This window comes from Streptomyces sp. NPDC008092, assembly GCF_042957285.1.
In the GTDB taxonomy this organism is placed as follows: Bacteria; Actinomycetota; Actinomycetes; order Streptomycetales; family Streptomycetaceae; genus Streptomyces.
Genome location: NZ_JBIBHY010000015.1, coordinates 276,790 through 303,144, shown reverse-complemented (window position 1 = coordinate 303,144; position 26,355 = coordinate 276,790). Strand labels below are relative to the sequence as shown.

The 26,355-nt window shown below is 72.1% G+C and carries 21 protein-coding genes; 12 read left to right on the top strand and 9 right to left on the bottom strand.

What is annotated here, in order from left to right:
- Positions 1-45 precede the first annotated feature (45 nt).
- The 3 genes from ACFZB3_RS39500 (at position 46) to ACFZB3_RS39490 (ending at position 4,003) form a co-directional block, all read left to right on the top strand.
- Positions 46-2,556 carry an FtsX-like permease family protein gene (locus ACFZB3_RS39500; RefSeq protein WP_391385423.1) on the top strand — a complete coding sequence of 837 codons (2,511 nt, stop codon included), beginning with the start codon at positions 46-48 and terminating at the stop codon, positions 2,554-2,556.
- A 734-nt stretch (positions 2,557-3,290) separates the two neighbouring features.
- The gene (locus tag ACFZB3_RS39495; protein WP_391385420.1) at positions 3,291-3,668 is read left to right on the top strand and encodes a type II toxin-antitoxin system RelE/ParE family toxin; all 378 of its coding nucleotides are present in this window, start codon (positions 3,291-3,293) and stop codon (positions 3,666-3,668) included.
- The gene (locus ACFZB3_RS39490) at positions 3,665-4,003 is read left to right on the top strand and encodes an XRE family transcriptional regulator (RefSeq protein ID WP_391385417.1); all 339 of its coding nucleotides are present in this window, start codon (positions 3,665-3,667) and stop codon (positions 4,001-4,003) included. The genes ACFZB3_RS39495 and ACFZB3_RS39490 overlap by 4 nt, the downstream gene beginning before the upstream one ends.
- Before the next feature lie 1,072 nt (positions 4,004-5,075).
- On the opposite strand, the gene ACFZB3_RS39485 is transcribed toward ACFZB3_RS39490, so the two are convergent.
- From ACFZB3_RS39485 to ACFZB3_RS39475, 3 genes are all read right to left on the bottom strand, one after another.
- Positions 5,076-6,341: an alpha/beta fold hydrolase gene (locus ACFZB3_RS39485; protein ID WP_391385414.1), complete on the bottom strand. Its 1,266-nt coding sequence runs from the start codon at positions 6,339-6,341 to the stop codon at positions 5,076-5,078.
- Positions 6,342-6,554: 213 nt separating this feature from the next.
- Positions 6,555-7,214, bottom strand: coding sequence for a response regulator (locus ACFZB3_RS39480; RefSeq protein WP_391385411.1), 660 nt, complete (start codon positions 7,212-7,214; stop codon positions 6,555-6,557).
- A complete protein-coding gene (locus ACFZB3_RS39475) occupies positions 7,199-9,217 on the bottom strand; it encodes a histidine kinase (protein WP_391385409.1) in 2,019 nt (672 codons plus the stop codon). The genes ACFZB3_RS39480 and ACFZB3_RS39475 overlap by 16 nt, the downstream gene beginning before the upstream one ends.
- A gap of 220 nt (positions 9,218-9,437) precedes the next feature.
- On the opposite strand from ACFZB3_RS39475, the gene ACFZB3_RS39470 reads away from it, so the two are divergent.
- From ACFZB3_RS39470 to ACFZB3_RS39460, 3 genes are all read left to right on the top strand, one after another.
- Entirely contained in the window at positions 9,438-9,932 is a 495-nt protein-coding gene (locus ACFZB3_RS39470; RefSeq protein ID WP_391385406.1) for a hypothetical protein, read from the top strand.
- Positions 9,835-10,347 (top strand): type II toxin-antitoxin system RelE/ParE family toxin, encoded by a 513-nt coding sequence (locus ACFZB3_RS39465; protein ID WP_391385403.1) that lies wholly within the window; start codon positions 9,835-9,837, stop codon positions 10,345-10,347. The genes ACFZB3_RS39470 and ACFZB3_RS39465 overlap by 98 nt, the downstream gene beginning before the upstream one ends.
- Before the next feature lie 136 nt (positions 10,348-10,483).
- Positions 10,484-10,777 (top strand): helix-turn-helix domain-containing protein, encoded by a 294-nt coding sequence (locus tag ACFZB3_RS39460; RefSeq protein WP_391385399.1) that lies wholly within the window; start codon positions 10,484-10,486, stop codon positions 10,775-10,777.
- Between the two features lie 613 nt (positions 10,778-11,390).
- On the opposite strand, the gene ACFZB3_RS39455 is transcribed toward ACFZB3_RS39460, so the two are convergent.
- Positions 11,391-13,106 (bottom strand): CocE/NonD family hydrolase, encoded by a 1,716-nt coding sequence (locus tag ACFZB3_RS39455; protein WP_391385396.1) that lies wholly within the window; start codon positions 13,104-13,106, stop codon positions 11,391-11,393.
- A gap of 96 nt (positions 13,107-13,202) precedes the next feature.
- Between ACFZB3_RS39455 and ACFZB3_RS39450 the strand changes: the two genes are divergently transcribed.
- Both ACFZB3_RS39450 and ACFZB3_RS39445 read left to right on the top strand, forming a co-directional pair.
- On the top strand, positions 13,203-13,919 hold the full coding sequence (locus tag ACFZB3_RS39450; protein WP_391385393.1) for a TetR/AcrR family transcriptional regulator C-terminal domain-containing protein: 717 nt from the start codon (positions 13,203-13,205) through the stop codon (positions 13,917-13,919).
- Positions 13,916-14,137 (top strand): XRE family transcriptional regulator, encoded by a 222-nt coding sequence (locus ACFZB3_RS39445; protein ID WP_391385562.1) that lies wholly within the window; start codon positions 13,916-13,918, stop codon positions 14,135-14,137. The genes ACFZB3_RS39450 and ACFZB3_RS39445 overlap by 4 nt, the downstream gene beginning before the upstream one ends.
- 323 nt (positions 14,138-14,460) lie before the next feature.
- Here the strand turns inward: ACFZB3_RS39445 and ACFZB3_RS39440 are convergent, their stop codons facing one another.
- Complete coding sequence (locus tag ACFZB3_RS39440; RefSeq protein WP_391385390.1) at positions 14,461-14,610, bottom strand: hypothetical protein; 150 nt, start codon at positions 14,608-14,610, stop codon at positions 14,461-14,463.
- A 215-nt stretch (positions 14,611-14,825) separates the two neighbouring features.
- Here ACFZB3_RS39440 and ACFZB3_RS39435 point away from each other — a divergent pair, with 215 nt between their 5' ends.
- Together ACFZB3_RS39435 and ACFZB3_RS39430 are read left to right on the top strand one after the other, a co-directional pair.
- A complete protein-coding gene (locus ACFZB3_RS39435) occupies positions 14,826-16,172 on the top strand; it encodes a DEAD/DEAH box helicase (protein ID WP_391385387.1) in 1,347 nt (448 codons plus the stop codon).
- 80 nt (positions 16,173-16,252) lie between these two features.
- Positions 16,253-16,495, top strand: coding sequence for a DUF5302 family protein (locus ACFZB3_RS39430; protein WP_391385383.1), 243 nt, complete (start codon positions 16,253-16,255; stop codon positions 16,493-16,495).
- A 262-nt stretch (positions 16,496-16,757) separates the two neighbouring features.
- Here the strand turns inward: ACFZB3_RS39430 and ACFZB3_RS39425 are convergent, their stop codons facing one another.
- Both ACFZB3_RS39425 and ACFZB3_RS39420 read right to left on the bottom strand, forming a co-directional pair.
- Positions 16,758-17,591 carry an alpha/beta fold hydrolase gene (locus tag ACFZB3_RS39425; RefSeq protein WP_391385381.1) on the bottom strand — a complete coding sequence of 278 codons (834 nt, stop codon included), beginning with the start codon at positions 17,589-17,591 and terminating at the stop codon, positions 16,758-16,760.
- A gap of 39 nt (positions 17,592-17,630) precedes the next feature.
- A complete protein-coding gene (locus ACFZB3_RS39420) occupies positions 17,631-20,549 on the bottom strand; it encodes an AAA family ATPase (protein WP_391385378.1) in 2,919 nt (972 codons plus the stop codon).
- 157 nt (positions 20,550-20,706) lie between these two features.
- Here ACFZB3_RS39420 and ACFZB3_RS39415 point away from each other — a divergent pair, with 157 nt between their 5' ends.
- Positions 20,707-21,135, top strand: a complete 429-nt coding sequence (locus tag ACFZB3_RS39415; protein ID WP_391385376.1) for an ester cyclase — start codon at positions 20,707-20,709, stop codon at positions 21,133-21,135.
- Positions 21,136-21,266: 131 nt separating this feature from the next.
- Here ACFZB3_RS39415 and ACFZB3_RS39410 read toward each other — a convergent pair whose 3' ends face one another.
- Both ACFZB3_RS39410 and ACFZB3_RS39405 read right to left on the bottom strand, forming a co-directional pair.
- Positions 21,267-24,131, bottom strand: coding sequence for an AAA family ATPase (locus ACFZB3_RS39410; RefSeq protein WP_391385373.1), 2,865 nt, complete (start codon positions 24,129-24,131; stop codon positions 21,267-21,269).
- A 50-nt stretch (positions 24,132-24,181) separates the two neighbouring features.
- Positions 24,182-25,156, bottom strand: a complete 975-nt coding sequence (locus ACFZB3_RS39405) for a helix-turn-helix domain-containing protein (protein WP_391385369.1) — start codon at positions 25,154-25,156, stop codon at positions 24,182-24,184.
- A 215-nt stretch (positions 25,157-25,371) separates the two neighbouring features.
- On the opposite strand from ACFZB3_RS39405, the gene ACFZB3_RS39400 reads away from it, so the two are divergent.
- Entirely contained in the window at positions 25,372-26,331 is a 960-nt protein-coding gene (locus ACFZB3_RS39400) for a helix-turn-helix domain-containing protein (RefSeq protein WP_391385366.1), read from the top strand.
- Positions 26,332-26,355 lie beyond the last annotated feature (24 nt).

Below are 26,355 nucleotides of genomic sequence, written 5' to 3'. Positions count from 1 at the left end.
CGCACCGCGCTTGGCAATGTGCGGGCCCACAAAGGCCGTCTGCTGATGACGATGCTGGCTGTGCTCCTCGGCACAGCCTTCGTCGCCGGAACCCTGATCTTCTCCGACACGATCGGGCAGTCCGTCAAGGACAGTGTCTCCGACAGCTCCTCACGGACCTCGGTCCAGGTCACCGACACGGCCGTGAGCACGGACACGGACTCGGGGGCCGGACAGAACACCGGCGTCCGGAGCCCGCTGACCGAGTCCACGGTGCGCAGGATCGCCGCTCTGCCGGGAACGCGTTCGGCACGCGGCACCGTCACCGGCTTCGCTGGGCTCTCCGACCCGCACGGCGACCTCATCGGCAGCCGCGGCAACACCCGGGGCGCCAACTGGGTTCCCGCCACGGGCGGACCGGACCCCGAGTACCCGATGGCACAGGGCACCGGACCCACCTCGGCGGGCATGATCGCCATCGATCAAAGGACCGCGAGCGACAACGGCTTCAAGATCGGCGACACCGTGCGGGCGGCCGTCAACGGGCCGGTGCTGGAGATGACGGTCACCGGCATCTTCACCACCGACGACCCGCAGGTCAGGGCCGGCGGCTCACTCGTCCTGTTCGACACCGCCACCGCGCAGCGCCTCTACCTCGAGCCGGGCCAGTACGACAGCATCCAGGTCGTCGCGACACCCGGCACCAGCCAGAACGAGCTGCGCGGCGAAATCCTGCCGGTCGTCCCGCACAGCAAGAACATCACGGTGAAGACCGGCGCCCGGCTCGACGCGGACACGGCGGCAAAGGCGCGGAGCGGCATGTCCGGGATGCGGAACGTACTGCTGGCCTTCGCCGGGATCGCCCTGTTCGTCGGCGTCTTCCTCATCGCCAACACCTTCACCATGCTGATCGCACAGCGCACCCGTGAGCTGGCACTGCTGCGGGCCATCGGAGCCAGTCGCCGCCAGATCACCACTTCGGTGCTGCTGGAAGCCCTGCTCGTGGGTGTCGGCGCCTCGGTGGCCGGCCTGGTCACGGGCATCGGCATCGGTGCCGCGCTCCAGGGCCTCATGGGCTCCATGGGCAGCCAGGTCTCCACCAGCACGCTGGTCGTGTCGCCCACCACTGTTCTCGTCACCCTGCTCACCGGGACCATGGTCACCGCCCTCGCTGCGCTGCTGCCCGGTCTGCGTGCCTCCCGCGTGGCCCCGGTCGCCGCGATGCGCGGCATCGACACCCCAGCCACCCGCAAAAGCCTCGTCGTTCGCAACAGCATCGGCGTAGCCCTGGCCGGAGTCGGCCTGGCACTGGTCCTCTGGGGGGCCGCCAGGGGTGGCTCGGCCGGTAACCTGCTGGTCGCGGGTGGTGCGGTGAGCACGCTGGTCGGAGCGTTCGTTCTCACTCCCGCACTGGCCCGGCCGGCGATCGCACTGGTCGGCCCGCTCTGCACCCGGCTGTTCGGGATCTCCGGCACGCTGGCCCGGCAGAACGCGGCGCGCAACCCGCGGCGCACCGCCGCTACCGCCTCGGCACTCACCGTCGGTATCACCTTGATCAGCGCGTTGACGGTCCTCGGCGCGTCCGTCACCCACGCCATCGACAAGCAGGTCACCCAGAACATGAGGGCCGACTACGCGGTCAGTGCGCTGCTCAGTCTGCCGGTCGCTCCGACGCTGCTGCCCGAGATCGCCAGGACCCCGGGCGTGGCCGCGTACAGCGCGCTGGACGACCAGCGCCTCCGCTCGGGCGGCAAGGACCTTCCCGTCACCGGCGTCGACGCGAAGAGCTTCGACCAGTTGATCGTCCCGAACATGGTCAGCGGCTCCACCGCGGCCCTGCGGCGGGGCGAGATCCTGGTCGACCAGGACCACGTGGTCAACGACGACTGGGCCGTCGGCAGTACGGTCCCGGTGACCTATCCGGACGGCAGCAGCGGCCGGTTGACGGTCGGCGGGGTCTACCAGAACAGTGAGGTACTCGGATCCGTGCTGATGAGCCGGTCGGTGCTGAGCCCGCACACCACCGCTCCGTTCTACAGCACGGTCCTGGTCAAGGGGGCCACCGGGGCCACCGCGTCACTGCAACAGGCGCTCAAGGATTCCACCGGCGACAACCCGCTCATCAACGTCCGTACCAAGCAGCAGATGCGGGACCACTTCAGTTCGCAGATCAACCTGCTGCTGGACGCCATGTACGCACTGCTCGCCCTGTCCGTGGTCATTGCGGCCCTGGGCGTCGTCAACACCCTTGCCATGGCCGTACTGGAGCGGAAGCGCGAGATAGGCATGCTCAGAGCGGTCGGACTGTCCCGCGTTGCGGTGCGGCGGATGGTCCGCCTGGAGTCGGTCCTGATCGCGTCCTTCGGCGCGGCACTGGGCATCGCCATCGGCAGCTTCCTGGCCTGGGCCGGCGTACGGCTGCTGAGCAGCGCGATGACCGGGCTCACGACCGTTCTGCCGTACGCGCAGCTCGCCGCGTACATCGCCGGTGCGGCGCTGGTGGGTCTGCTGGCGGCGCTGTGGCCGGCCCGACGGGCCGCGAGGCTGAACGTGCTGGACAGCATCAGAACGGACTGACCCACGAGGGCGGCCCGGCGTGATGCCTGCGCGGTGGTCAGTAGGGCCGATGTCCCGTCCCCGGCGTTCGGGGCAACGTCCCGCCGCCTGATCGGACGAGCCGGTGGACGTCAGGGATGCTGCTCCACCCCGGGCCCCGGGGTGGAGCAGCGGCGCGTGGGGGCGGTTGCTCTGGCCGGTGTACATCTCGAAGACCCTCCCGGCGGCAGACGGGGCGAAAACGCTCAAGGACCTGGTCGCCAGATGAAGGCGACCAACGCCGCCTCCGCTTCTCCAGCGACCGGCACAAGCCCCGTCGTCGAAGCCCTGACCCTCGTCGAGCGGCACAAGACACCTCTTCCTCTACCACCTACCTGCCGCTCGGCGAGACCGTCTCGTTGCAAGGCGCGGTCCGCAAGGTCGGAGCCCGGGTCCGGCTGCTCTGCCGCTGCTGTCCGCGCTTGTTGGGTCCCTCGCGTTCACCAGCACACCAGGGGGCGTCGTTGGCGGGTTCGCTGGTTGGGGGCGCCGCGGTCGAGGTTCGGGAGTCCACGCTGCGCGCCACCGCGGTCACGCTGGCCGGTGACCATTCCGATTTCCCCGACCCCGTGGACGGCGATTGCATCCGTGCCGCCTCCCGGTACAGGACCCGAGGGTCGGCCGAATCGACCGGGCCAGCATGACCTCACATCTGCCATTATGATGTCAGTGGTGTATGCTGTCAGTGTAATAAATTGCAGATGGGGGACGCGGGCATGGCTTGGAAGATTGTCGTGGTCGAGCCGGCTCTGTCCTGGCTTCACGGCCTGCGCCGCACTGACCGCGACACTCTGCTTCAGGTCAGCCAGGCTGTCACCGCCCTTCAAGGGGAAGGCCCCGCGTTGGGTAGGCCTCTGGTGGACACGATCAAGGGCTCGGCGCTGTCGAACCTCAAGGAGCTTCGCCCCGGCTCGGCAGGGGCCACGGAAGTACGGTTGCTGTTCGTGTTCGACCCGGACCGGCAGGCCGTGATCCTGGTCGGCGGTGACAAGGCGGGCAACTGGTCCGGCTGGTACCGCGTCGCGGTGCCTCAGGCGGAGCAGGCATACGCGGAGCATCTGAAGCGAATCGATGGAGAGGACGGGGAACGATGACTGATCACCTCAAGGACCCGCAGGCCGTCTCCTGGGACGACCTGGTCGAGGATTTCGCCTTCACCGATGCCGAGAAGGATCAGATTCAGAAGGGGGCGCAGGCGATGGTCCTGGCCTCCCGTGTCCACCGGCTCGCCGAGTTGCGGAAGCGGCAGCACACCACCCAGGTCCAGGTTGCCGAAGCCATGGGTGTCACCCAGGCCCGCGTCTCACGCATCGAGAAGGGCCAACTGGAGCGCAGCGAGGTTGACACCCTCGCTGCCTATGTCAAGGCGCTCGGCGGCAAGTTGAAGATCGTGGCTGACTTCGGTGATGAGACCTATGTCCTCGGCTGATCTGATGGAAAGGCCGGGGCCCAGGTTTACGCGCAGTCCGGAAGGCTGACTCGCTTCGTGAAGTAAGGGATGATGCTCCACCCCGGGACGAGGGGTGGAGCATCATCCCGTCGGTAAGCCAATCCGTTGCGCGTGGGTTCGAGACCCGCTTCCGAGCGGGGGAGATGGTCTCCGTACTCAGCCAGGCTTGTCCTTCCAGGACGCGTTCTGGACGCAGGTTGGACACAAGGATCGGGAAAGACTGACAGGGGCCGGGAAGGACTGAGGTCCCAAACCTCGTCTGAGCTGGGAAAACGGCCAAGATGGGCATTGATCGGCAAGGGTCGCCAAGATCCTCAAAGGACTCATAATCCGTCGGCCGTGGGTTCGAGTCCCACCCGCCCCACCTGTGCAGGTCTCTGACCTGCGGAAACGATTGTTTTTGGGTGTTGAAGCGTCAACTTTGCCTGAATGGACTGAATCCGCTGCCCGTGGGTTCGGAGTCCGGTGGCGCTTGAGGGAGCTCCAACCCCTCTGACCTGCGGCGGAGTGAGCGATCTAGGTCGTCGCTCGGCGTCCGGGTGACTGCTGTGAGGGCCGATACCGGGACCCAGGGGCCGTACAGGGGCCGGGACGGCGCGGCCGTGTCCAGGCCGACGGTTTCTCAGGGCCGATCAGTTGCCCCGTTTGCGGGTTGCGCGGCACGGGCTGTTGTCCCAGCGCGGGAGCCGAGCACCGGGTCGGCAGCGCCAGGGGTGCCGGCGGCTTGCGTGCCGATGGCACACCTCGTGTTGTTCGGCGGCAGGTGGCCTGCGGTCACGGTGCACACCACTTCCTCGGTGCCTCCTGGCCCGTGCCGGGGCGCTCACCGCCCTGCTCGCGCTCTTTGCCGCTTCCCCCGCCTGATCCTCGTCGAGGACCAGCCCTTCGACCAGGTGCCGTCGTTCCTCATCCACGGCTTCCGGGAGATTCAGGTCGTCCTCGGCTGAACACCGGACGACCGCTTCGGTCTCCGGGACCCCGGCAGGTCCTGGAGACCTGAGGCGCAGGCGGCCCGCGCAGAGCTCCCTTGGCCCGACCGCCCGTTCCGGGCTCAGCCGGTGCCTGTCGGCTGGGGTTCGTCCAGGAGGAAGGCCCGCAGCAGTGCGGTGTAGCGGCCGGGCTGTTCGCCTGAGATGGAGTGTCCGGCTCCCTTGACGGTCACCGACTCGGAGCCTGCGAGGGTCTGTTGGTACTCGGCGGTCACGGTGGGCTTGATGAAGTCGCACTCCCCTCGCATGATCAGAGAGGGGACGCGCAGGGTGCGCAGACGGGGCCGGGGGTCGGGAAGCTTCTCGAAGTCCCTGACGGTCATCTGGTTGCTGTAGAAGCCCTGAGGGTTGTCGTGCGCCGTGGTGGGCGGAGCGTCCTCGCACGAGGTGCTGTCCTTTCCCTGGAGGGCGACTTCGTGCATCCAGTGGTCGACCTCGCGGTCGCCGACCAGGGCGTGCGCGGCGCCGGGGTTGATCCGGAGGAGCAGGCTCGCCGCGATGATGCGGGGTGCGCTGTTCAGCCGGTCGAGCCGGGCCTTCCGGGCGGGGGAGAGGCGGTTCCAGGGTTCCCCGGCGCTGGAGCCGGGGTATTGACGGCCCCACAGCGCGCCCGGCGAGGTGAAGACCGCTTTGGCGACGTGTTCGCCATGGGCGGCCAGGTACTGGGCGGTGAGTGATCCGCCCCAGGACTGGCCGACCAGGATGATCCGGTCGGCGCCGAGTGTGCGCCGGATCGCTTCCAGGTCCGCGACCTGGCGGGCGACGGTGTATCCGGTGACGTCCCGCAGCCGGGTGGAGCGGCCGGCGCCGAGCTGGTCGTAGGAGTAGACGTCGAAGCCGTCCGCCGCGAGTTCACGGCCCCCGGTGGGGACGCCCTCGCCGGGGGTGCCGGGACCGCCGTGCAGGAAGATCACCGGGGTGGGTCTGGCCTTGCCTGTGGCGGGGGCGTGGACGTAGGCGATGCGTGAACCGGTCGGCAGATCCCAGAACCGCACGCCGGGCGGGACGGGGGCGGCCGTCGTGGTGGGCATCGGACGGAGGACGGTGACGGCGGCGAGGACGGCGACCGCCGCGGTCAGGCCGGCCGTGAGGAACGCGGACGCCCGCCGCGCCGGGCGGCGTGCGAGCCCGAACAGGGCGAACGCCGCCCGGCCCAGCAGCCCGCCGGCCAGGGCGCCGCAGACGAGACCGACGACGACCAGGATTGGCACGCTCGCGGTGACGAACGCCGCGGCGAGGAAACCGGCCACTGCCACGGCAGGGGTCAGCAGGAGCGCCAGGAACAGCAGGACCCCGCCGGCGACATGGTGGAGAAGTATGCGTGACATGCCTTCGAGGCTAGAAAGCCGACGCGCGCTGTCCGTCCAGCTCAGGGACGGTTTCGGCGGGGGTGAAGGCCGCCGTGCGGCGGGGTGTCGTCCCCTCCTCACGGCGGGGGAACCGGCTAAGGTACGGCAGGCGCGGTGCCGCGCCAAGTGTCAGGGGCTGCCCGGCAGTTGGATCGACACTCCCGCGCCCGGCAGAGACATCCACCCCCGCCCTCACCCCCCACCACCCGGCCTGATCAACCCCGTCTCATACGCCGCGATCGTCGCCTGCACCCGATCCCGCACCCCCAACTTCCCCAGCACGACCGACACGTGGTCCTTCACGGTCGCCGCGCTCACCCCCAGCACCGCCGCGATCTCCGCGTTGGACAGCCCCCGTGCGACCTGCCGCAGCACCTCCGTCTCGCGCGGGGTGAGCAGGTCGAGCCGGGTCGCGTCGAGCGGACCGGGCCCGTCCGTGAACCGGTCGATCAGCCTGCGGGTCACCGCGGGATCGAGCAGTGCGGCGCCCCCGTGGACCACCCGTACCGCGTCGATCACCCGCTCCGGCTCCGCGTCCTTGAGCAGGAAACCGGCGGCCCCGGCGCGCAGCGCGGCGAACAGGTACTCGTCGAGACCGAAGGTGGTCAGCATCAGAACACGGGTCGCGGGGCTGCGTTCGGTGATCGCGGCGGTCGCCGCGAGTCCGCCGATCCCCGGCATGCGGACATCCATCAGCGCGACGTCCGGCCGCGCCGACAGCGCGAGTTCGACCGCCGTGTCGCCGTCCCCCGCCTGCCCGACGACGCACAGGTCGGGTTCCGCGTCGAGGATCGCCGCGATCCCGGCCCGTACGACGGCCTGGTCGTCCGCGACGGTCACTCTGATCGCCATGCGAACGCCTCCGGGAGCCACACGCGGACCGCACCGCGGCCGGTCGTCGAGAGGGTACCGCCGGCGGCGTCCGCGAGGGCGCGCAGCCGCCGCTCCGCATCGGGGACGGTGGGCGCCGGACCGGAGACCTCCACGCCGTCGGAGAGCGTGCGCACGGTGAGGGTGACGCCCACGGCCATGAGCGCGGAGGCGGTCCGGTACGCGAAGACCTCCACGGCGGCGGGCAGCGGACGGCGTGCTCCGGCGTACCGGACGACGGCGCCGTAGCGCGCGGCCAGCGCGGTGATCCCGGAGACGGTGGGCGGAGGGGCGTCGTCGGCGTCGTCCCCCGTACGCAGCCCGGACAGCAGGTCCCGCAGCGCGGTCAGTCCCGCGCGGGCCTCTTCCCGCACGGCTCGCAGATCCCCCTCCTCCGCCGCGGCGACGACCGCCCGCGCGTGCCGGAGCGCCGTGTCCCGCAGCCCGGTGGCGAACAGCAGACGCTGCGCGGACACCGCCGCGTCGGCGTCCCCGTCGAGCAGAACCCGCCGCCGGGCGTCCGCGGTCCACAGCCGCTCATGCCGCCGGGCGGTCCGGCGCCCCCACGACCAGACGGCGAGGGCGGGGAGGGCCAGCACGCCCGCCAGCACGGCCCAGGCCGCCGTCCGGCTGCCGGTGATGCCACTGCCGCTCGCCAGCGCGAGCCCGCCCACGGCGGCCACGGTGAGCGGCGCGAACAGGCCTCGGCGCCACGGCAGACTCAAACCGACGCTGTGGACGAGCGTCAGCTCGACCCAGCCGTACACCAGGAAGATGTCGCTCACCGGCGGCTGGGTCCAGCCCGCCCGGTCGCAGGCCCACCACAGCAGCAGCGCCGACAGCACCGCCGCGAGCGCGCGGCCGGGCGACCGTGAACGCCAGGCCAGCGGCACGGCGTGCAGGCCCGACAGCACGACGGTCACCAGCGCGGGCAGCAAACCGCCGAACGGAGCCGGTACGTCGGCCGACAGCAGGCTCGCACCGAGCGACAGTGCGATCGCCAGGGCCACCAGCGCGTAGTCGAGCGCGGCCGTCCCCCGCCACCGGGGCCGCCGGCGGCGGGGAAGAACCGTCGCCGCAGGCAGCGAGGCCCGCACGCGCCAGCCCTCTCGACGGCCCTGCCCCACGGGTCCCGCGCGGAACGTCCCGCCCGTCGCGGTGACCGTGGCCGCCAGCCCCGCGAGACCGCGCCCGGTCCCGAGGCCCGGCTCGACGGAAGTACCGCCGTCGTCCGTGACGGTGACGACGAACAGGTGATCGCCGCCGGCCCGTACGGGCTCGTCCCGGTCGTCCGTCGGCTCGATCCGGACGCACACGGTCGCGCCCTCGGCGTACCGGGCCGCGTTGGTCAACGCCTCCCGGACCACCCGGTACGCCGCTTCCGTACTGCGGGCCGGTGCCTTGTCGACCGTGCGCCGGTAATCCACCGCGTGCGCGGCGGCCAGCGCGTCGACCTCGGTGAAGCCGGCCGCGGTCGTGTCCAGCTCGGTGAGGCGCTCCAGTTCGCGGACGGCCTCCCGGCCCGCCTCGTCGGCGTGGCGCAGCGCGTCACCGGTCCGTTCCCGGTCGGCGAGCCTGAGCGCGGCGCCCGCGGCCACCACGATCCCGGTCAGCCGATGCGCGGCCACGTCGTGCAGCTCCGCCGCCAGCCGGTCCCGTTCCGCCAGCGCCGCGAACAGCGGGACCGCCGCCGTGCCGGCCTCGTAGTCCGCCAGCGCGGACCGGCGGGCCGACCGGTGCCGACGGGAGCGGCCCGTCGCCCAGACGACCGCCACCACCCCACCGGCCGTCAGCGCGACCCCCGCCACGTAGTGCGGCGGTTCACCGCGTACAGCGGGGATCGCGGCGACGGCCAGCGTGAGCACGACGGCTCCCGTGAGGGAGGAACCGGCGGTCCTGCGTACGGCCAGCAGATAAACCATGATCAGCGAGCAGACCGCCGCGACGAGGAAGAGCACCCACACGTGCCCCGCGAAGCCGTTCATTGCCCCACGCCGACGGCGGGCGACCGTGCGACGATCTCCATTCCGGCAGACTAATCGGCTTTTTCGGTAGGGGTGAGGAGACGTCGTTGATCGACGACTGGCGCATGGTCGGGGTGTTTTCACCGTTTGGGCATGGCGGCGTCCCGCCGCGGTGGCCGTGTTCCCCAAGGTCTCTCGGGTTGCGGGCGGGCAGGGGTGATGCCCCGCTTAAGCTGCGGGCGTGAAGTACAGCGAGCTTGAGGCAGACGTTCTCCGGCTGGTCGTGGGGGCCACCGAGGATGGCGTCCGTGCCTTCGGTGAACAGACGGTCACTCGTCTGGTGCGGTCGGAGCTGCTTCACGGCGCGGCCGAGGACGAACTCACCGAAGAAGCCCAGGCCGCACTGACCACCGCCTGCGCGAACGTCCTGACGATGAGCGCCGCCGAGCTACACGACAATCTCGCGACGATCTACGACGGCATCTTGGTCGAGGACGATCTGGACCCCACGGTCCTCACCGCCATCACCGCGTTGGCGCACTGGAAGAGCTACCTGGAGCAGAACCGGCGTGGCGAGCTCTACGAACTCGCCATCCGTTCCATCGAGGACATCGACCACGAGGTGGCCGCCGACCTCGATGACATCCTCGCCACACCGCAGATGGCCGCCGAGTACGAGCGCATCCGTCGGCTGCTGGACCCCGTCGCAGGACAGGAACGCGGGCCGCACAGGTAGTTCTGGAAACTGCCCGCAGAGATGTGAGCGGGTCACCAGTGGCTGGCTCGTGGTGCAAGCAAGGGGACCCATCGTCGAGCCGGCTCTGTCATGGCTTCACGGCCTGCGCCGCACTGACCGCGACACTCTGCTTCAGGTCAGTCAGGCTGTCACTGCCCTTCAGGAGGAAGGCCCCGCGCTGGGTCGGCCTCTGGTGGACACGATCAAGGGTTCGGCGCTGCCGAACCTCGAAGAGCTTCACCCTGGGTCGCCGGGTGCCACGGAAGTGCGGTGGTTGTTCGTGTTCGACCCGGACCGTCAGGCCGTGATCCCCGTCGGCGGTGACGGGGCCGACAAGGTGACGGGGCCGGCAACTGGTCAGGCTGGTACCGCGTCGTCGTGCCTCAGGCGGAGCAGGCGTACGCGGCGCATCTGAAGCGCATCGGTGGAGAGGACGGGGCGCGAAGATTGATCACCTCAAGGATCCGCAAGCCGTCTCCTGGGGATACCTGGCCGAGGATTTCGCCTTCACCGACGCCGAGAAGGGGCAGATCCAGAAGGGGGCGCAGGCGATGGTCCGGGCCTCTCGTGTGCACCGCCTCGCCGGGTTGCGGAAGCGGCAGCACACCACACGGGTCCAGGTTGCCGGAGCCATGGGTGTCACCCAGGCCCGCGTCTCACGCATCGAGAAGGGTCGACTGGAGCGTAGCGAGGTCGACACCCTCGCGACCACGTCCTCGGTTGATCGCCGGTTGAAAGTCGACGATGCTGCTCCACCCCGGTACCAGGGGTGGAGCACCCTCGCATCGGCAAGGGAATCCGCTGTGCGAGGGTTCTATCCCCTTGGCTCAACTGCACGGACGTGACTGCTGCTGTGGTGAGTGTCCAACTCATCGACCCCCAGGGGCCATTGAGGGGCCACAAGGGCAGGAACACATCGACAAGCACCACACGGGACTGACACGGATCGGCACGTCTGACCTGGAAAAACGTCGAAAATGAGCGTTGATCGGCAAGGACCGCCAAGATCCTCAAAGGACTCATAATCCGTCGGCCGTGGGTTCGAGTCCCACCCGCCCCACCAGAAGCAGCTTCTGACCCGCTGAAGCGTCCACCGTGAGGTGCTGGACGCCAACTCCGTTTCCCTGGACCGCAATCCGCTGCTCATGCTGCATGAGCAGCGCGTCACGCACGCTCCCCAGGATGGAGCTGACCCGTCTGATCGGCAGCGATGCGGGCGATCAAAAGCGCCGACGACCTGCCGACGACCTCGGGATTGCATGTTGTCGGGTTCGAAACTCCGCCTCGGCCCGACCGGGCCGGTGCCCGACGGCGCGGTGCTGTGGACGACCCGCTGCCTGGACGCCGCCACTGCGTGGCACCGCCGGTACCGGTGTGGAGGAGTCGTCGCGGATGGCGAGGTCACCCTGCCGCCCCGGTCCGCCGCTGTGTCGTTCCTCCTTCGGCTGGGCCTGCTGTCTACGTGTCGGGCTCCTGAGCGCCGAGGGGTTGCCCGGGCTTGGCGCCCCGGGGAAGCAGCAAGGCCGAGTCCGCATGGAGGGTGATTCGTACCGGTGTGAATTCCCTGGCGTCGAGCGACGACTCGCCGGTACCGGGATTCCGGGCGTAGCGCGGATGGGCGCCTCCGCTGATCTGCCAGCGCATACGGTGACCGGCGGCGAAGCGGTGGGCGGTGAAGCTCATCGGTACGGTGACCTTCGAAGGTGCCTGCCCGACCGTCTTCAGCTGTGCGAGCCCGTCACAGACGTTGGTGGAACGTCCTTGTGCGTCCACGTCGCACAGGCGGGTGAAGACGTCGGCGTATCCGGTGTCCGTGGAGATGCTCAGCCGTGCGGAGACCGGGCCGAGGATGTCCATGGGCTCGGTCAGCGGCGGGCCGGTGAACGTCAGGACGTCCTTCCGGGCCTCCAGGGTGCGGTTGTCACGAGGTCCGGCAGCCGGGGAGAGCAGAGGGCCACCGAGTGACGGGGTGGGGGCCGCCGGGTCGTAGCGGAAGGACGTCAGCGGTGCGGCGTCCGTGGCGGGCTGCTGGGTGAGATACCCGTCCGGGGCGGGGAACCATGATGTGGCCGCCGGGGACAGCGGCCAGTCATCGAGGTCCCGCCATGCGTCCTCGCCGCCGACGTGGACGCGCACTTTGGTGGGGCGCAGGCCGGAAGGCTCGGCGCACAGGTGCGCGCGCAGCCAGGCGAGGCTCTCGGCGAACACCTCGGGCCAGCCCTGTTGAAGCGCGGAGGTGTGGGTCCAGGGGCCGACGAGCAGGGCTGTCTCGCATCCGGCCCGACGCAGTCGGCCGTACTGTTCGAAGGTCTGGTCGGCCAGCGCGTCGTGCCACCCGGTGATCAGGCTGGTGGGCACGTTCAGCCGCTCCGCTGCCTTTCCCGGGGACGCGTCGCTCCAGTACGGATCGTTGGCATCCGGGTGTGTCATCACCTCGTCCAGCCAGGGCGCTTCGTGCCCGAAGGCTGATATGCACGCCCCGCGCAGGGGCCGCGCGGTGGTAATTGAGCGCAGTCGGCGCTGCAGGCGCAGTGTCGCTCTCGCGAACGATGCCATCCCCCGGTGCTGGTATGTCATACCGATGCCGACAAGCAGGGCGTTCTCCAGCCGAAGTGCGCCGTCCGCGTAGAACAGGGCGTAGGGATCGTGCAGGCCCACCTGCACCACCATCGCCTTCAGCTCCTGCGGCGGGTCCAGGGCGAGCGCCCACTGCACATAACCCAGGTAGCTGGGGCCGACCGTGCCCAGTGTTCCGTTGAACCAGGGCTGCTCTCTCAGCCAGGACACCGTGGCCTGGCCGTCGGCGGCCTCGTTGCGCCACAGATCGAACCGACCGCCCGAGCCGCCGGTGCCGCGGCAGCTCTGCAGGATCACGTGGAAACCCTGTTCGGCGAAGAGCATGCCGTACATGGGTGACCACGGCAGGCCCCTGCCGTACGGCGAACGCACGACGAGGGTGGGGAAGTCGCCCTGAGCGCGAGGAAAGTAGTGATCCGTGATCAGCGGGCTGCCGTCGGCGGCCGGAGTCACCAGCCCGGGCTCCCAGCCGGCTTCGTGCCGTTTGGCCGGGAGGCCGTGCCAGATCGCTCGCATCATCCGCGAGGACCACGGTGGCTTCCCGGAGGGCGGCGTCCAGGCCGGGTTCGACGCGGCGTCGTGCGTGGGTGATGCCATCATCCCCTCCACTATTCTCGTACCACGTACGAGAATAGTGGAGGGGATGATGACTCCCGCAAGGGCCGCAGTGAAGAGAAGGGGACTGTGGAGATCGTGACCCGTGATGGAGCGTCCGACGCCGGCGGCGTCGACCCCCAACAGCTCTGGCTGGGCCACACAGGGCCCCGCAGGGGGCGCAGGCCCGCCTTCAGCCGCGAGGCGATCACGGTGGCGGCCGTCGCCCTGGCGGACGCCGAAGGGTTCGACGCGGTCACCATGCGGCGGGTCGCCGCACAGGTCGGAGCCGGTGTCATGTCGCTCTACAGCTACGCCCCCGACAAGGAGACGCTGCTGGAACTGATGGTCGACCACGTCAGCGGCGAACTGCCGACGACGGACGCACTCACCGGCGACTGGCGCGCCGACCTGAAAACCATCGCCCATCTCCAGCGTGCCCTCATGCTGCGGCACCCCTGGCTGCCCGGCGCCCTGTCCACCCGCCGGGCACTCGGCCCCAACACCCTGGCCTTCCTGGAACGGGCACTCGCCGCCCTGCGGCCCACCGGACTGGACGGCGCGGCGAACCTGGAGGTCTTCGCCCAGCTCACCGCGTTCGTAGCAGGGCACGTCACCTACGAGATCGCGCAGGCCGCGGCCGCGCGGTCACCCAACCGGGCCGCCGCCGAGGCCCGCTACCTCGCCGCTGTCGCAACGGACGGCCACCACCCGGAGCTGGCCGAAGCCCTCGCCTCGCCAGGACGCCCCCTCACCCCGGAAGCCACGTTCAGCCGCTTCCTCGGCCGCCTGATCGACGGCCTCGACACCGGCTGATCCGGAACCCGCCTACCGCCATTCCCTTCGGAGGCGGTGAGAGCACACAGGTCCAGGTTGCCGAAGCCGTGGGTGTCACCCAGGCCCGCGTCTCACGCATCGAGAAGGGTCGACTGGAGCGTAGCGAGGTCGACACCCTCGCTGCCCATGTCAAGGCGCTCGGCGGCAAGCTGAAGATCGTCGCCGACTTCGGTGACGAGACATACGTCCTTGGCTGATCGGCGTGCCGCGACCCAGGATCATGGGCAGTCCGCGGTGGACGGAATCGCCTGTGGTGCCAGGGATTGATGCACGACCCCTGTACCTGGGGGAGCGCCATCGCGCGCCCAGCTCGAATACGCTCAGGGGTCATTGAAAGGGCCGCAGGCAATGATCAGCACGTCCGAACTGGGAAAACGTCAAAGATGAGCACGGATCGGCAAGGGCCGCCAAGATCCTCAAAGGACTCATAACCCGTCGGCCGTGGGTTCGAGTCCCACCCGCCCCACCACAGCCTGGGAATGCAGGAACGTTTACACCTGCGAGGCAGCGTCAGTCCCCTTCAGATGGACGGGGTTTCGTCGTCCTGGCAGCCGTAGCAGCCGTCGACCGGAGGCCGCTGGGAGAACGCGAGCCGGCCGCCCGCCCGCAGCCGCTCACGGACGGCGGGCAGAAGCCGGGCCGGATCCGTGAACCAGACGGCGCCGTACACCGAGCAGACCGCGTCGAAGCCCTCCCGGTCCGTCCTGTGCCAGGAAGCCGACGGCTTCAGTGCAGGGGGCGATCAGCCCCACGACGCGGGACTGTCACTTCGTGTTATTCTCATGCTTTTGCGTTGGCGACTTCGGCTGTTCGGTTTCCCTTGTTCGTCGGCTGCTCGTGCCTACCGGGCCTTCCTCGGTACGTTCCCCATACGGAAGGCTCCTCATGGATCACCCCGCCTCCTTCGCCGACCTGGACCTGCCCGCCGAGGTGCTGCGAACGCTCGACGAACACGGTGTGCGGGAGCCCTTCCCGATCCAGGCGGCCACGCTGCCCGATGCGCTTGCGGGACGCGACATCCTGGGGCGCGGGCGCACCGGATCGGGCAAGACGCTCGCCTTCGGCCTGCCGCTGCTCGCACGGACGGCTGGGCGGCGCGCGGAACCGAAGCAGCCCCTCGCGCTGGTCCTGGTGCCCACCCGGGAGCTGGCCCAGCAGGTCACCGAGGCGCTCGCGCCGTACGCCGACGCGCTCCGGCTGCGGATGGCCACGGTCGTCGGCGGCATGTCGATCGGCCGGCAGGCCGCTGCGCTGCGCGACGGGGCCGAGGTCGTCGTGGCCACCCCCGGCCGTCTGCACGACCTCGTCGAGCGCAGGGCCTGCCGCCTGGGCCGAGTACGGATCACCGTCCTCGACGAGGCCGACCAGATGTGCGACATGGGCTTCCTGCCGCAAGTCACCGAGGTGCTCGACCAGGTGCACCCCGAGGGCCAGCGGATGCTGTTCTCGGCCACCCTGGACCGCGACGTCGACCACCTGGTCCACCGCTACCTCCACGCCCCCGTCGTCCACTCGGTCGATCCTTCCGCGGGCGCGGTCGCGACGATGGACCACCACGTCCTGCTCGTCCACGGCCCCGACCGGTACGCCGTCGCCACGGAGATCGCCGCCCGTGACGGCCGCGTACTGCTGTTCCTGGACACCAAGCACGCCGTCGACCAGCTCACCCGGCATCTGCGGGCCAGCGGAGTGCAGGCCACGGCCCTGCACGGCGGCAAGTCCCAGCCGCAGCGCACACGGACTCTCGCGCAGTTCAGGAACGGCCAGATCACCGTCCTGGTGGCGACCAACGTCGCGGCCCGCGGCCTGCACGTCGACGACCTCGACCTCGTGGTCAACGTCGATCCGCCCACCGACCCCAAGGACTATGTGCACCGCGCCGGCCGCACCGCCCGAGCCGGCGAGTCCGGCAGCGTCGTCACGTTGGTCCTGTCGGGCCAGCGCCGCGAGATGAGCCGGCTGATGGCAGAGGCCGGCGTCGAGCCGACGATCACCAAGGTGCGCTCGGGCGAGGCGGAGCTGAGCCGGATCACCGGTGCCAAGGCTCCCTCGGGCACTCCGCTCGACGGCGGGCCGGCCGTACCCCGGCCCAAGAACAGCAACGTTCCCTTCCGCGGCCTGGGCACCGGCAAGGACACCTCCCGCGGTGCCGGCGGCAAGTCACGAAAGGCCGAAGAGGCCCGCAGGCTCGCCGAGGCGCGCAGGGCGGCCGCGGTGCGGCGCGGCGGCTGAGCACGATGACGCCGTCGCGCCCCGCACTGCGCTCGGCATGACAAGCTGTGCTTCCCACCGTCCGAACTCAGGAGGCCACCATGACCACGGAGTCCGCGTCCACAGAAGGTTCGGAGCCGGCTGACCCCGGTACGTCCGCTCTGGTGCCCGACAGCGACGGCCATTACGACCTGAAACGCAAGTTCCGGGAGGCCCTGGCGCGCAAGCGTGGTGTGCAGGCGGACTCCGCCGAACTCGCCGCGAACGTCGACGCGTCGAAGGTCCGAAGGACGAACGGCCCGGCTGCGAGCCAGCGGTCGTTCCGGCGCAAGAGCGGCGGCTGAGTCGATCGGTTCCGCGGTCCGGCCGCCCGGCAGCACACTCTCCGGGCGCCATGGACTCGCGCGCCGACGGCCCGTTTCGACGAGGTCCTCGACCACCCGGCGGACCCGGGCCACGGGGACCTCGGCGACGTCGTCGGTGAGTCGGCGCACGAGTGGGCACAGGGGACCGGATGCCGAGGACCATGTAGGCCACCGCGTGGGCGAGCGTGGGGCCGGGCCGCCGCCACCCCCCTCGGGAGCGGTGGCGGCGGCCCGGATCTGTTCAGGCGAAGCGGCGGACGAACGTCAGGGCCGTTTCGGCGACTTCCTGCCAGCCGCTGTCGATGGTGAGGGCGTGGCCCCGGTTCGGGATCTCGGTGATCTCGGTGATGCCGGGGTTGTGCTGCTGTTGCTTGTAGGAGGCGTTGGCGATGGCCCACGGGACGGTGTGGTCCTTCTCGCCGGAGATGATCAGGAGCGGGCCGCGGTCGGGGTTCCCGGTGTCGACCCTGGCCTCCGTCCAGGGGTTGAGGTTGGCGGTGGCGGCCTGGAAGATCGGGGCGCCGGGGGCCGGGACGGCGAACGTCTCGAAGAGTTCCTTGGCCTCTTCCTCGCTGACCGCGTTGGCGAAGGCGTAGCGGAACTGTTCGAAGGTGAGCGGGACCGCGCGGTGGCGGTTGGCCGGGTTGCTCAGCACCGGCGCGGACGAGCGGAGCGCGGAGACGGGCAGGGGCAGGACGCCGCGGAAGGGGGCCGGGTCGACGGCGACCGAGGCGGCGGACAGGCCGCGGCCGGCGAGGATCTGGGCGAGCAGCCCGCCGAAGGAGTGGCCGATGACGGCCGGCTTGCGGTCGAGACGGCCGATCAGGTCCGCCAGGTGGTCGGCGACCTGCCCGACGGTCTTGCCGGCGAAAACCTCGGGGTGGCTGTTGGCCTCCGCCACGGTGTCCGGGTCGTCGGGCCAGGAGAGCGAGACGGCGGCGTAACCCGCCTGGTCGAAGTGGTCCACCCAGCGGTCCCAGCTGCTGGGCAGCAGCCACAGCCCGTGGACGAAGACCACGGGTGTCCTGCCGGAGTCGTTGGCGGCCTGGATCTGCTGTTCATCGTGTGCGGACATGGCGGCAGGCTAGGAAGCGCCGGGCGCAGGCCGCGACCGTCAGATGACGGGTCTGTCTACGTATTCGGCGTATTCCCCGCCGCCCTCCGCCCGGGCCTGTGCTCCGAGGGCGTCGCGCAGCGCCGCGCGGGAGCGGATGCCCAGCTTGGGGAAGATGTTGTACAGGTGGGTGCTGACCGTGCGCGGGGAGATGTAGAGCCGGGCGCCTATCTCCTTGTTGCTGAGTCCGGTGGCCGCCAGATCGGCGATCTGGAGTTCCTGGGGCGTCAGCAGGAGCGGTTCCGGCTCCGCGGGCGGTGCCAGGGCGGCGAGCTCGGTACCGGCCGCGGCGGCCCAGGGCGCGGCGCCCAGCTCCTCCAGCGTGTGCAGTGCGGCCGCCAGGTGCTCGCGCGCGGCCTCCGGGTCGCGGCCGTGGGTGCGCAGCCAGCGGCCGAAGGCGAGCCGGACCCGGGCCCGGTCGAAGGGGGCGTGGACGTCGGCGACCGCCAGCGCCCGCCGGAATCCGGCCTCGGCCGTCTCCACCGGACCGGCGAGGGCCGCCGCCGCGTGCGTCAGCAGCGCCAGCCGGGGCGAGAGTTCACCGAGACACGCGCTCCGCGCCATCGCGACGTGGACGCGTGCCTCGGCGGTCCTGCCCGTGTGCACGGCCGCCTCCACCAGGTCGTACACCGACCAGATCGCGCGCGGGTTGAGCGGGGGGAGGGTTCCGGGCGGGCCGACCAGCGCGCAGTCCCGGTACGCCGTCTCGTAGTCCCCCTGCCCCAGGGCGAGCAGCGCACGGGCCTGCCGGGCGGACACCTGGAGCAGGCCCAGCCGGCGCGGTTCGCTCCAGGCGAGGATGGCGCGGGTGAGCGTGCTGACGGTCTCGGCGTCGCCCCGGACGGCCGCCACCAGGGCGAGCTGGGAGGCGAGCCGGAACCCCGCGAGGCGGTGCCCCAGCTCCTCCGCCATCGCCAGGCCCTCCCGGGCCAGCGCCTCGGCCTCGGTGAAACGGCCGGCGAAGAAGGCCTCGTGGCCGAGGAGGATGGTGCCGTACGACCACTGCACGAAGGTGCCGCCCTCCCGGGAGCGCCGGGCGACCCGCATCCAGTGCTCGCGGTACTCGGAGGCCTCGTCGAAGTAGACGCTGAGCATGGAGAGCTGGGTGACCGGCCGGGGGCCCGCGTCGGGCGGGAGGGCGGCGAACGCCCGCCGGATCCGCCGCCGGACCTCCGGGGCCCGCTCCTGCGGGGCGTCGAAGGCCAGGCAGTAGAGCCGCACCGGGTCGGGGGCGTCCCGGCAGCGTTCCAGCACCTCCGGCCACAGATCGGTGCGCTGGGCGTAGAACGCCACCAGCGTGAGCAGGAACTGCAGTTCGCCGACGACCTCGCGGACCGCGGCGGGCGACGGCTGCCGGCTGGCACCATCGGTCCCGGCGCCGGCAGTCTCGGCACTACCGGTCCCGGCACTACCGGTCCCGGCGCCGTCCGTCCCGGCGGCGAGGAGTCCGTCGATCACGCCGGTCAGCAGCCGGTGGGCGGCCGTCGCGTCCCCGTCCGTCTCCAGCAGCGCGTACACCCTGGCCAGGGTGGCTCGCGCGGTGTCCTGGGGCGAGGCCCGCTCCCCGTACCCGTCGTCGACGAGGACCGCGGTGACGTCCAGGGCGCCGGACTGGGCCGCGGCGTAGGCCGCGTGCGCCAACCGCCGGCTGCGCTCGGCCGGCTCCGGGCTGAGTTCCGCGGCCCGGCGCAGCGCGGTCGTCGCGAGGGCGGCGCTGCCGCGCCCCAGGGCCGCGTGCCCCGCCTGCTCCAGGTCGGCCGCGAGGGGCTCCTCGGGCCCCAGGGAGGCGGCGACCAGGTGCCCGATCCGGCGTTCCGGGTCCCGTTCCAGTGCCTCGGCCAGAGCCCGGTGCGCCGCCCGCCGCCGACCGGGCCGGCAGGTGCGTACGACGGCCGAGCGGACCAGCGGATGCCGGAAGACCAGTCGGCCCGCCCGTGCGTCCACCCGCACCAGGCCCGCCTCCTCGGCGGCCGGCAGCGCGGCGTCGGCCCCGTCCATGCCGCCCGGATACGCCGCCCAGATCGTGCGCAGCCCGCCGGTCCCCTCCAGCGCGGCGACCAGCAGCAACTCCAGGGTGGCCGCGGGCAGTTCACGGAGCCGCGGAGCGAAGAGCGCCTCCAGCCGGTCGTCCACGGGCAGGGACAGCGGCAGCGGTGCGGCACCGGTGAACTGCTCCCGGGTCAGCAGGGCCGGCAGCTCCAGCAGCGCCAGGGGATTGCCCGCGGCCTCCTGGAGCAGCCGTTCGGCGGCGTGCGGGGCCAGCCCGGGGTGGGCCGCCCGCAGCAGGGCGGCGGCGGACCCTTCGTCCAGTGCCTCGACCCGCCGGCGCAGCAGTCCGTGCCGGTCGAGCGCGTGCGCATGGCCCGCCCGGCCCGCGACCAGCAGGTCCACCGGAAGCCCGGACAGCCGGCGCGCCACGAACTCCAGGACGTCGCCGCTCGCCCGGTCGAGCCACTGGACGTCGTCGATCACGACGAGGACCGGATCGTCCTCCGCCGTGCGCCGCAGGGCTTCGAGTACGGCGACGGAGGCCGCGAAACGCTCCGGCGGCGCCTGGGCCACCGAGCTGCCGAGGACCCCCTCCAGTACCGCGCGCTGCCCCGGCGGCAGCCGGTCGAAGCCGTCGCGCATGCCGAAGAGCAGCTGGTGCAGGCCGGAGTATGCCAGCGTGACCTCGGACTCCACGCCGGCGAAACGCAGCACCCGGAACCCCGAGGCCCGTGCCCCGTCCGCGGCGGCCTCCAGCAGCGCGGTCTTCCCCACGCCGGCCGGGCCCTCCAGCAGGACGGCCGTCCCCGCGCCCCCGTCCGCCGGCCGCCGGCGCAGCTCCGCGAAGAACTCCAGTTCCGCCGATCGCCCCAGCAGCCCGACGGCATCCCCGCCGGCGGGCCAGGGCCCGGACGACTGCTCGATGGACATGCAGGCTCCTCACCGTGCTCAGCGGCCGCCGGGAAGGCGACGGCGGACGGACCGTCAGGTGACGTATGGCCCGACGCGGTCGCCCGGCCCTGGAATGGCTCCCGGTGCTCCGGTCCCGGTGCACCGGAGCGGCTACGAAAGGCGGCAGGGCGCCGAGATGATCTCCAACCTGGCCCGGATGCGGGCCATCGACGACGCGTGGAACGAACGCGACTGGGATGCGTACGAAGCGCTCCTCGCCCCGGACCTGACGGCCTGGGCTGCCGGTGACGAAGAACCGCACGGACGGGCCGAACACGTCGTCCGGGCACGGGAGTTCTGCACCCTCTTCCCGGAGAACCACGTGGTCACCCAGCCCTACGTGGCCGCGTTCGGACACGGCGACCAGACCTGCACCGTCGCCCGGCTGCGCGGACGCGTGACGCGGCCGGTACGGCTCCCCGACGGGACCGCGGCGGTGGCGACCGGCGGCACCTTCGACGTCGCGTTCACCACGGTCTGCCGCTGGCGGGCCGGGGCGATCGTCGAGCAGTACGAGTTCGTCGACCAGGAGTCCCTGCGGCGGGGCCTGGGTATCGGCTCGTGAACGGCGGGGCCCGTACCGCACATGGTGATCCCTTCGTCGGGGAAGCCGGGGGAGGCCGGAAGAGGCAGGTGCCGTCACCGTAGGTCCCGGGCCGGGCCCGCCGAATCCTTGAGACCCGTAGTCCGCCCCTCCTACGGCCCCCGGGCCCCGGACCCGCCCGCGTCGCCCGGACCGTCCCCGGCACGCCCGGCACCCCTGTCACCTTCGGCATCTCTGTCCACGAGTTCCGCCAGCGCGTCCCGCAGTTGCCCCCGGGCCGTCACGCCCAGCTTCCGGAAGGTCTTGCGCAGGTGGTACTCGACGGTGCTGGGGCTGAGGAACAGCTGCGCCGCGATGTCCCGGTTCGCGGCGCCCGCGGCGGCCAGCCGGGCGATCCGCGCCTCCTGCGGAGTGAGCTGGACGGCGGACCCCACCGGGCGGTGCCGCAACCGCTCGCCGGTGGCGGCCAGTTCGGTGCGGGCGCGGCGGATGTAGAACTCGGCGCCCATGGCCTCGAACAGGGCGAGAGCGGTCCGCAGACTCTCCCGCGCCTCCCGCCGCCGGCGCCGCCTGCGCAGCCACTCGCCGTAGACGAGGTGCGCGCGGGCCGTCTGCGGCCGGGCCGCGGACGCCTCCAGGTGCTCGATCGCCTCCAGGTACAGCTTCTCGGCCTCCTCGTCGTCCGCGACCAACGCGCGCGAGCGGGCCAGCAGGCCCAGGGCGACGGGGGTGCCGCTGGCGGTCGCCACGGTGTGCAGCCGGGCCAGGGCGGCCCGCGCGGTCTCCGGGTCCCCGGACCGCTGGGCCGCCTCGACCAGTTCCGGGAGGACGTTCGCGCTGGTCGGCCCGGGGGTGTCGGCGCCGAACACCCGCCGTCCGTGGGTCAGCGCGGCCGGGTAGTCGCCGAGTGCCACCTCCAGCTGGCACAGGGCCAGGTGCGGGACGAGGGCGCCGTAGTGCTCCCGGCCCGCAGCCGTCGCCTCCCGGATGTGGGCCCCGGCCGCCTCCCGCGCGGCCTGCTCGGGGCCGGTCACGCAGTACAGCAGCTCGTAACCGCCGCCGGTACGGCCCTGCTGGCGTGTCGTCAGATCGGACAGGTCGGCCGCGGCCCGGCCGAACTCCGCCGCCGCCGTGAAGTTGCCGCGCCACAGCTCGGGTATGGCCCGCAGCAGCAGCGCGAGCGACAGGGCGCCGTGCGCGCCCCGGGCCCGGGCCAGTTCGACCCAGCGCGAGGTGAGCGCCAGCAGGCCTTCCAGGTCCCACATCTCGCCGGCGAGCACACTGCCCAGGTTGAAACCGCGCAGGTCCTCGCTGCCGAGCAGGCTCCGCACGCACTGCCGGTAGAGAGGGTAGGCGGCCTCGGGACCGTCGAGCAGCCGGGCGGTCAGCGCCGCGCTGATCAGGTCGGTCGGGGAGGCGGAGTCCGGGTGGACGGGCTCCGGGTGGACGGAGTCCGGGTGGGCGGACTCCGGGGCGGCGGGTGTCAGCGCGCGTACGGCCCGCGCCACCGCCGTCATCTCGGCCTTGCCGGTCCAGGTGGCCGCCTCCAGCGCCTGGAACAGCGTGTCGCGGGCGGCCCGTCCGTCGTCCGGGAGCAGCAGTTCCGCCGCCTCCAGCAGCAGCGGGACCGTCTCCCGTACCTGGCCCTGGGCGAACCGGATCGCGGCCAGCAGCCGCAGCCGTTCGGCCCGCCCGGACCCGGCCCCGGGCAGCGGGGCGACCTGCCGGAGCATGGCCTCGGCGGCGAGCGGGTTGCCGGTCTCCAGGGTCGCCCGCGCCGCCGCCAGCAGTCTGCCGGGCCGGCGCGCCGCGTCCGCGGTCAGCTCCACGGCCCGGCCCAGCAGCCGCGCCGAGGCGGCGTAGCCACCGCGGTCCACCGCCCGCCGCGCCGACTGCTCCAGGTCATGGGCGAGGTCCTCGTCGGGGCGGACCGCGGCCAAGGCCCGGTGCCAGATCCGGCGGTCCGGGTCGTCCTCCTCGGCGGCCAGTGCCTCGTGGGCCAGCCGGCGCTCCTCGGCCGACGCACCGTGGTAGACCGCCGAGCGCAGCAGCGGATGCCGGAACCCGACCCCCTGCCCGAGCACCAGGAGCCCCCGCTCCTCGGCCACCACGGCCGCCGCCCGGCCGGCACCCAGCCTGCCCGCGGCCCGCCACACGAGGTGCGAGTCCCCGGAGGTCTCGGCGGCCGCCACCAGCAGCAGGGTCCTGGTGGCGGCCGGGACCGCCGCGACCCGGCGCCGGAAGACCTCTTCGAGACGGCGCCCCACCGGCAGCGGGTCCGGGAGCGCCGCCGCGCCCGTCAGCTGCTCGGCCGACAGTTCCCGGGCCAGTTCCAGCAGGGCCAGCGGGTTGCCGCGGGTGCCCGCGACCAGCCGCTCGGCGACCCGGTCGTCGATGTGCGCACCGCTGATCAGGTCCCTGGCGACGTCCGCCGGGAGCCCCTCCAGGCGGAGTTCCGGCAGCCCGGCGAAGACCGGGCCGCCGTCGCCGTCGGGGTCGCGGATGCCGAACAGCAGGGCGATACGGCCGGAGCCGATGCGGCGGGCGACGAAGGCGAGGGCGTCCGCGGACTCCCTGTCCAGCCACTGGGCGTCGTCCACTACGCAGACGACGGCCTGCCCGGCCGCCGCCTCCGCCAGCAGGCCGAGCGCGGCGAGGCCGACCAGGAAACGCTGCGGCGCGGGACCGGACTCCAGGCCGAACGCGGTGCCGAGCGCCCGGCGCTGCGGCTCGGGCAGGGCGGCCAGACCGGCCATGAACGGCGACAGCAGCAGCTGCAGTCCCGCGTACTGCAGGTCCGACTCGGACTCGATCGCCGCGATGCGGCTCACCCGGGCGGAGCCGGTCACGGCCAGCGCGGTCCGCAACAGCGACGTCTTGCCGACGCCGGGCTCACCGCGCACCGCCAGCACCCCGCCGTCGCCGCCGTCCGCCCGCCCGACGACGTCCCGCACGGCGGCCAGTTCGGCGGTACGGCCGAGGAACCGGGCGCCGGCCGGGAACGGTTCGTGACGCACACCGTGAAACATGTCGGGAGACATGGGACTCCTTCCGCCCGCCCGGCCGTTCAGGCCCGGGTGCCGTCGGCCGGGCGGCTCCGTGCGCGCCATTCGCCCGGCGGGATGCCGTAGGTCTCCTTGAACAGCCGCCCGAAGTGACTGGCGTCGGTGAAGCCGTGACCGCGGGCCACGGAGGCCACTGTCTGCCGGAGCTTGTGCGGGTCGGCCAGGTCGGCGCGGCACGCCTCCAGCCGGCGGGCGCGGATCCAGTCGCCCAGCTCGATGTCCGAACGGGCGAGGACGGCGTACAGGCGCCGGACGGAGATGCCGAACTCCCCGGCGATCCGCACCGCGTTCAGCGCGGGATCGTCGATCCGGCGCCGTGCATGCTCCATGATCCGCAGCGCCAGCGTGTCCTCCAGCGGACCGCGGGCCAGGTCCGCCGCACCCAGCTGGGTGGCGATCACCGCCCGGACCAGTTCGACGGTCGACCGGTCCAGCCGCTGTACGGCGGGACTTTCCGGCAGCGCGCGCGAGTCGGCCAGCCGCGAGAGATGGGCCGCCGCCAGGGCCGCCACGGGGTTGGCCGGCCCGAGCCGGGTCGCCGTGATCCGCCCGAGCAGCCGGTCGGGCAGGGCGAGACCGGCACGCGGCAGGCAGAAGTAGTGATGGTGGGTTCCGTTCGCGTTGACCGCGGTGAAGGGCCGTGAACTGTCCACCAGGACCAGGTCGCCGGGGCGGACGACGGCCTCACGGCCGTTCTGCACGACCGTGGCGGTGCCCGACCGCTGCACGGCCAGGACGAGCCGCGTCTCGGAGCCGTCCCGGGTCTGCCGCGGGGTGCGCCGGACGGTCAGGGGAGTGGTCCGGGCGGAGAACTGGGTGAGCCCTCCGACCTGGCGGATGAGACCCCGCGCCGCGATGGCGCCGGCGGCGTGGTGGTCGACGTCGACCCACAGGACCGAGGGTCCGACGGCGGCCCGGAGCGCCTCGGCCCGGTCCGCCGGGGCCAGGTCCCGCACGTCGAAGGTCACGGCCGTCATGATCGGTTCCTCTGGGCTGCTCGAACGGTCGACGCCGGCCACGGCGGGCGCGGCCCGTCCCGAGAATAGGCGCCCGGCACGGCACCGGAACCGGCGCTGCGTGCACGGCCGTCTGCGTACCGTGCACACCGGCCGCCGGCGTACGTACCGGCCGCCCGCGTGCGCACACGGGCCTCCCCGCGCGTCATCCCGGTCGGTTACGCTCCCCGGAACGCATGAAGACGCAGTGGAGCACCTCGACGTACACCGTCGACGACCGGGCCGAGGCGATACGGCAGACGATCCGGGACCGCGTCGTACCGGTGAACATCGCGTTGCCCGAACGGCCCGAGGACGTGCACTGCGAGGTGTCGATCACCGGCATCGGACGGGTCCAGCTCAGCACCGTCCGGGCCAGCCCGGCGACCGTCGAGCGGTCCCTGCGGCTGGCCGCGGCCGACTGGGAGCCCTGTCTCTTCCTCAGCCTCCAGCACGTCGGGACCAGCAGCGTCGTCCAGGACGGCAGGGCTGCCACCATCCGGCCCGGCACCCTCGGCTTCTACGACACCCGGCGCCCGTACACCCTGCTCTTCGACGGCGGGGTGGACACGCACTTCTTCCGGATACCGGTGGCCGAACTGGGCCTGCCGGACGCCGTGCTCGGCGACGTCACCGCGCGCGTGCTCGGCGACGGCGACTCGGTCGCGGCACTCGGCGTCTCCTACCTCTCCCGGCTGGCGGCCGTCCCCGACCTGCACACCGGCCCGGCGGCGGAGCACCTGGCCGCGACCACCCTGGAGATGGTCCGGGCCGTGATCGCCGACGCCTGTGACCTGGAGGTGGCGGCCCGCGCGGCCCGCGAGGAGACCCTCGGCCCGCGCATCCTGGAGTACCTGCGGCGCCATCTGACCGACCGTGACCTCACACCGGGCGCGGTCGCGAAGGCCCACCACATCTCGCTGCGCCACCTCTACGCCGTACTCGCCCGCGAGGGCGTCAGCCCCGGCGAGTGGATCCGCCGGCAGCGCCTCGAAGGGGCCCGCCGGGAACTGGCCGCGCCCGGGGCCCGCCGTGACACCGTCGCCGCCGTGGCCCACCGCTGGGGCTTCACCGACGCCTCCCGGTTCGGCCGGTCCTTCAAGGAGGCGTACGGCATGACCCCACGCGAGTACCGGGACCGGCCGCACGCGCTCTGACGCCTCTCCGGCCCCCTGGCCGGC

Bases quoted from the DNA above. Each gene is read 5' to 3' on its own strand.
- ACFZB3_RS39490 (WP_391385417.1), top strand. From the start codon at position 3,665: ATGACTGATCACCTCAAGGACCCGCAGGCCGTCTCCTGGGACGACCTG.
- ACFZB3_RS39460 (WP_391385399.1), top strand. From the start codon at position 10,484: ATGGTCCGGGCCTCTCGTGTGCACCGCCTCGCCGGGTTGCGGAAGCGG.
- ACFZB3_RS39485 (WP_391385414.1), bottom strand. From the start codon at position 6,341: ATGTCACGCATACTTCTCCACCATGTCGCCGGCGGGGTCCTGCTGTTC.
- ACFZB3_RS39420 (WP_391385378.1), bottom strand. From the start codon at position 20,549: ATGTCCATCGAGCAGTCGTCCGGGCCCTGGCCCGCCGGCGGGGATGCC.
- ACFZB3_RS39415 (WP_391385376.1), top strand. From the start codon at position 20,707: ATGATCTCCAACCTGGCCCGGATGCGGGCCATCGACGACGCGTGGAAC.
- ACFZB3_RS39435 (WP_391385387.1), top strand. From the start codon at position 14,826: ATGGATCACCCCGCCTCCTTCGCCGACCTGGACCTGCCCGCCGAGGTG.
- ACFZB3_RS39455 (WP_391385396.1), bottom strand. From the start codon at position 13,106: ATGGCATCACCCACGCACGACGCCGCGTCGAACCCGGCCTGGACGCCG.
- ACFZB3_RS39465 (WP_391385403.1), top strand. From the start codon at position 9,835: ATGACATCCTCGCCACACCGCAGATGGCCGCCGAGTACGAGCGCATCC.
- ACFZB3_RS39405 (WP_391385369.1), bottom strand. From the start codon at position 25,156: ATGACGGCCGTGACCTTCGACGTGCGGGACCTGGCCCCGGCGGACCGG.
- ACFZB3_RS39480 (WP_391385411.1), bottom strand. From the start codon at position 7,214: ATGGCGATCAGAGTGACCGTCGCGGACGACCAGGCCGTCGTACGGGCC.
- ACFZB3_RS39430 (WP_391385383.1), top strand. From the start codon at position 16,253: ATGACCACGGAGTCCGCGTCCACAGAAGGTTCGGAGCCGGCTGACCCC.
- ACFZB3_RS39400 (WP_391385366.1), top strand. From the start codon at position 25,372: ATGAAGACGCAGTGGAGCACCTCGACGTACACCGTCGACGACCGGGCC.
- ACFZB3_RS39500 (WP_391385423.1), top strand. From the start codon at position 46: ATGACGATGCTGGCTGTGCTCCTCGGCACAGCCTTCGTCGCCGGAACC.
- ACFZB3_RS39475 (WP_391385409.1), bottom strand. From the start codon at position 9,217: ATGAACGGCTTCGCGGGGCACGTGTGGGTGCTCTTCCTCGTCGCGGCG.
- ACFZB3_RS39495 (WP_391385420.1), top strand. From the start codon at position 3,291: ATGGCTTGGAAGATTGTCGTGGTCGAGCCGGCTCTGTCCTGGCTTCAC.
- ACFZB3_RS39425 (WP_391385381.1), bottom strand. From the start codon at position 17,591: ATGTCCGCACACGATGAACAGCAGATCCAGGCCGCCAACGACTCCGGC.